Source organism: Acidithiobacillus albertensis, assembly GCF_001931655.1.
Taxonomy (GTDB): domain Bacteria; phylum Pseudomonadota; class Gammaproteobacteria; order Acidithiobacillales; family Acidithiobacillaceae; genus Acidithiobacillus; species Acidithiobacillus thiooxidans.
Genome location: NZ_MOAD01000044.1, coordinates 1 through 4916, shown reverse-complemented (window position 1 = coordinate 4916; position 4916 = coordinate 1). Strand labels below are relative to the sequence as shown.

The following is a 4916-nucleotide window of genomic DNA, read 5'->3' as shown; positions in this document are numbered from 1 at the left end:
CGTGAAAGTCACATGATCCACCAACCACGGCGGAACCAATCCTAACGCGAGAGAAAACAGCTCTTCAGGGACCATCAGCTAACTCCTATTCAGGGCACGACCGCTCCACAGCATTCTACCCCCTACCCACTCAATCTGACGAAGAGCCTTGAAGCGGGCCTTATTCGTGCGCCTAGTGCCGAAGGAGCCATGCAAGGATTCATGAGTTATAACTTTGTGTTGTCATCGACGATGATTGGGCAATTGATGCAGCAACCAATGTATAACTCCAGAAATCCTTACAAAATCAATACTAAACTGAATGCCTACTTGATTAATGGTCAACAGACTCTGGGTGTTAATGCCTTCCGCTATCCAGGCATCATGGCCTTTGACTGGTTCCGTAACGGTCACTGGGAATTTACCTACGGCGCCATGATTGGAATGTTTGGCACGGTGGCCGCCGGCAATCAATCCAGCAGTCCTTTGTATGCAGCGCGCTTGCAGGAAGCTTATATATTCGGGGGGAAAGGGCCCTTCCGTAGCGATGTGCAGGCGGGTATCTGGTATCAACATGCCAGCCCTGAATTGAATGACACCAGTTACAGTATGAATCGCTACGGCGTGGATGTGCAGTATTTGCAGGGTTATATGCACCAATGGGGCAGGCAATTCCGCTTCCAGTACATGCGTGGTACCGGCTGGATATCGGCAGCTTCGGCATTCAGCAGCGCCCCTGGTCTGGCTGCACCACTGACCAACACCCAACTTTATCCCGGCAGTCAGAACACGGCTAATGGTTACATGCTGGAAGGCGGCTTGTTTTTGACCAAGCATATTGAAGCGAATTTACGTTATGACTATTACGACCGCTTGCCCAATGATCCAGCACAGCAACGCATTTTCAAGACCTGGGCTATCGGTCTGCAGTATCACTTCACGCCACTGACCAAAATCATGGCCGGTTACTACTTCCGGACGCTGGATGTACCGCATCAGCCTAATCCTGTTGCGAATAGTATTTCCGATGCCGTGGATAATGAATTTGCCATGCAGGCGATGATTGCCTTTTGATGAAGATAACGAGGAGATGGTAATGTTATTGAAGAACTTTTTGAAGGCGGCCGTATTAGCCAGCGCTTTGCCGGTGATGGGCATGTTGGGCATGACCACTGCCTCGGCCAATGTCGATTCGGCCAATGTTTCGATGCTCCATGATTTTCATTTTAATCACCCCACTTTTATTCATGATTTGCCTTTTGCCGAGCATCATGTGGTGATCCAGGTCAGTCAGGCTAATCCAGCCCGCTGGAATCTTACCTTGAATAATGCGCAGAACCTGCTCAATTATTTTGGTCAGCAGAAGGTTCAGATTGTTGTCGTGGCGTTTGGGCCGGGCATCAAAATGTATCTTCCCAACAGCCCGGTGGCGAGTCGCATTGCCGCGATTAATGCTGAGGGCGTGGAGTTCGATGTGTGCCATAACAGCATGGAAGAGTTCAAGAAGAAAACCGGCCATCTTCCCAAACTGGATCCTTCGGTGGTCATTGTTCCGGCAGGCATCGTCCGCATCATGCAACTGGAGCATGCTGGCTTCAGCTATATCAAACCCTGATATCCTTTACGATCGTTCTTCCGTCCTTAGGATGTATAAGACAGCTTGCTGTCCATGCATCCTTTTTTAATGGATCAATTCATAATATCTATTATTATCTATCCAGAAATTTTATTGCCCGCGACTACGGCTGGTCACTGCTGCCACGATTTGTTTATAATAGGCGGTTTGCATCTGCGTATCTGCGCAGATATTTGTCTGCGCAGTACTGTGCTGCCGATGGTTATTTATTTGGGGTATTACGATAAAAGCATTACCAAAAGAGAAACTGATTGATGACTTGAAGGACCGCTATGCTTGTCCCGTGGTCGAATACGACGAGGGGCTGGTTGCATCTCAGGCAATCCTCCGCCGACTCGACGTGGACACTCTGAGAAACGAGTTATGGTTGCCTGTGGCCTGGACGGCGGAAAGTGCTGAAGTCATAGTCTGTACACCGGATGATCCGGCTTTGCTGGCGCATATCCGGCAAACCCTTGGTGTCGAAAACCTCACTTTCAGGGTCGCCACGCGCCCTGATCTCATTCGTCTGATTGAAAACAGTGCTGATCTGAATAACGATTTTCCCGTATATGGCGGGCGTACACCACTGGCTAAGATCCGTACCTATCTGGCCGGAGAACGCACCCGCTACTCCGCGCAACGGACCCGTTTTGCGCGCAGCCGCACCGGGCTGGCTCTGGCACGCACGGGGGTCGCGTTGACCAGTATTGGTGTCGCCTTTTTGCGCCTGTTCGGTGGTGGGGCCTGGTTTTTTTTTGAAATCCCACTCCTGGTTTTCGGGATTCTGGCCATGATTGACGGCCTGCTCTGGTATTTGCCGGCGCGACAGGAGTCGCGCGCCATCAAAACCTATCTCCCCTACGCGGTTCCCGAAAACTATTCAGCCCTGAATGTCATTGATCCGGGCGGGCAGATGGCATTTCGACGCAGTCCGGTGGTTGCGGTGGCTGCCGGACTGCGTGAGGCCTGGGATGCACTTTCTCCGGTCGAGAGGCGGCGTTTCCTGGCGAATGACCGGACCAATCTCGCCGAAGAACGCACCATTCTGGCCTATCTGCGGACGATGATGGCCAAAGCGCGGACGGGACTCGCCTTTGCCCGGACCGGTGTGGCCTTTGCGGCTATCGGTATTGGCTTCATCCGCAAATTTCCTACCGGTCCCTGGTCGATTTTTGACTGGAGTCTGATTGCTATTGGCCTTTTCATGCTGGTGGAGGGTTTTCTCTGGTACCATCCCGGGCGGGATGCCGCCAATAGGGCGCTGGAAGCGGTGAGTAATGCCCACGTCAAACGCGGGCCTTGGGACCGCATTTTTCCCTCTTTATGCCTTTATACCCACAATATAGATCCGCTAGTTGAGGCCAATGCCGAGCAGGCGCGCCCAGGAGTTTTTGCAACTACCGGCCTGGCGCTGGAGCGCACTACCCTTGCGGACAAACGCAACGTCATGTCGCGGCTGCGGACGGTCATGGCCCGGGCGCGCACCGGCATGGCTTTCATCCGCACCGGCTTCAGCATCATGACGGTCGGCGCCGGACTCTATATTTACTTCGAATTTACGGGCCATGTAGACATCCTCTGGACAATTTTTGATGCCGCGTTGGTGATCATTGGCCTGTATCTCATTGTCGATGGCCTGCGCTGGTATCTGCCGGCAGAACGGGTCAAGCGCAGTTCACCACTTGTCGACGGTAGTTTTGAAATCGCCGATGCCGATTATAGTCAGCCGAAAAGCGCCTGGAAGCGCACCAACTATCCGCATGAACACTGAAATATCTCCCTATTATCCCCTGGTTGAGCAGGGCATTCTGAGTGAAGCCCTGCTCCAGTCGGCACTACATAGTGCCGCCAAGCGCGGTATCGACGCCGAACGCATCTTATTGAAAGAATTGGCCGTGACGCGCTGCACCTTGCTGGATGCGCTGGCCCGGCATTATGACTGCGCTATCGCGCAATATGATGAGCGCCTGCCCGTGCCGCAGCTGTTTTCGGGCCTGGATGGCAAGGTGCTGCTTACCGGAGAGTGGTTTCCCATCCGGCAGATGGGCGATACGGTCATCATCGCTGCGGCTGACCCGAACAACCTGAGCATGCGTGCCCAGGTTCAGGAGCTGATCCCTGCCCATCATTACGAATTTCGTGTCGCGCTCAAGGAAGACATCCGCTGGTACATACAGGACTACAAGCATGCCGAGGCACCCTTGCTCATTGGCATTGAGCGCACGGGCCTGGCCTATTGGCGTAACACCATGGCGCACTGGCGCACCAAGCTGGCTGCCCATCGTACCGCTCATGCCCGCGCCCGGACGGCCATGAAGTTGCTACGCTGGGGGCTTGCCATGGTGGCACTGGCCAATGTGCTGACTAAAGTCTCCCACAACGACCTCTCACCTTACCACCTGCCGATTTTGTTGGTCGGCATTGTTCTGGCCCTGATCGGCTTGTTCGATTATCTGAAAGTGCGTGGCAGCCGCATGGATCTACCCTGCCAAAGCGCCTTGATTGATATTACGACCGAGAACGTGCGCTTTACCGATCGTTATCACCTTCCTGAAGCCCCGGTTGAGGCGGAGGATGACAGTGCCCTGGCCAGACTGGCGGCGGCCATTCCCCATTACTGTTCGATTTTGCGCCCGGTTCCGGCCAGCAAGGAGCGCACCCATCTGGCCCGCGAGCGTAATATGCTCGCCGCCCAGCGCACCATTGCCGCCAGTCACCGCGCCTCTTACGCGCGCGCCCGAACCGGGTTGTCGCTGATCCGCACCGGGGTGGCATTTATCGGCCTGGGTCTGGCCATCCACAAAATACTGGGCGCGACACCCTACAGTTTCACCGATTATATTCTGATTGCTGCGGGCTGCCTGATGCTGCTGGATGGTTTGTTCTGGTATTTGCCTGCCCGCCGCCTAAAATATGGCTTGGGGCGCGACATCAAGCCCTAAAGGGAAGAATCATCCCGGCGCTACCCGCTATTTCTTGCCATCTTGCGGCGATGACACAGAAGCTTCCACGTTTTATGATGAGGACTGTTGATACGCTGAGTCAGGAGGAAAGGTCATGCAGATAGCCATGTTACGGCCTTTGTCTGGCAAAGAGTATCTGGAAGGTGAGGAGCGCGCAGATATACGCCATGAGTATGTGGCCGGGCAGGTTTATGCCATGGCCAGGGCCACCCGAGTTCGACAGTTAATCTCGCAACTTATTGATATTGCTAATAGCGATTTCAAAACGCTCCACTACAACAGCGTCAGTTGCTGAGACGCGGCTGGTTTTTTTACCCGGAGGGCATGCAGAACCTCGCTTTGACATTCCTGGATGG

The 4916-nt window shown here is 54.0% G+C and carries 5 protein-coding genes; all 5 read left to right on the top strand.

The features are described from left to right. The first annotated feature begins 201 nt into the window (after positions 1–201). Positions 202–1053, top strand: a complete 852-nt coding sequence (locus BLW97_RS17600; protein WP_242947871.1) for a hypothetical protein — start codon at positions 202–204, stop codon at positions 1051–1053. Positions 1054–1075: 22 nt separating this feature from the next. Beyond that, the gene (locus BLW97_RS17595) at positions 1076–1594 is read left to right on the top strand and encodes a DsrE family protein (protein ID WP_010641007.1); all 519 of its coding nucleotides are present in this window, start codon (positions 1076–1078) and stop codon (positions 1592–1594) included. 280 nt (positions 1595–1874) lie between these two features. Beyond that, positions 1875–3368 (top strand): GspE/PulE/PilB domain-containing protein, encoded by a 1494-nt coding sequence (locus tag BLW97_RS17585; protein WP_242947870.1) that lies wholly within the window; start codon positions 1875–1877, stop codon positions 3366–3368. Further along, a complete protein-coding gene (locus tag BLW97_RS17580; RefSeq protein ID WP_010641013.1) occupies positions 3358–4539 on the top strand; it encodes a GspE/PulE/PilB domain-containing protein in 1182 nt (393 codons plus the stop codon). Before BLW97_RS17585 ends, BLW97_RS17580 begins: the two co-directional genes overlap by 11 nt. Positions 4540–4654: 115 nt before the next feature. Continuing rightward, on the top strand, positions 4655–4855 hold the full coding sequence (locus BLW97_RS19850; protein ID WP_075324111.1) for a PDDEXK family nuclease: 201 nt from the start codon (positions 4655–4657) through the stop codon (positions 4853–4855). Positions 4856–4916: the final 61 nt, after the last annotated feature.

Coding starts and splice junctions, on each gene's coding strand:
- BLW97_RS17600 (WP_242947871.1), top strand. CDS start 202: ATGAGTTATAACTTTGTGTTGTCATCGACGATGATTGGGCAATTGATG.
- BLW97_RS17595 (WP_010641007.1), top strand. CDS start 1,076: ATGTTATTGAAGAACTTTTTGAAGGCGGCCGTATTAGCCAGCGCTTTG.
- BLW97_RS17580 (WP_010641013.1), top strand. CDS start 3,358: ATGAACACTGAAATATCTCCCTATTATCCCCTGGTTGAGCAGGGCATT.
- BLW97_RS19850 (WP_075324111.1), top strand. CDS start 4,655: ATGCAGATAGCCATGTTACGGCCTTTGTCTGGCAAAGAGTATCTGGAA.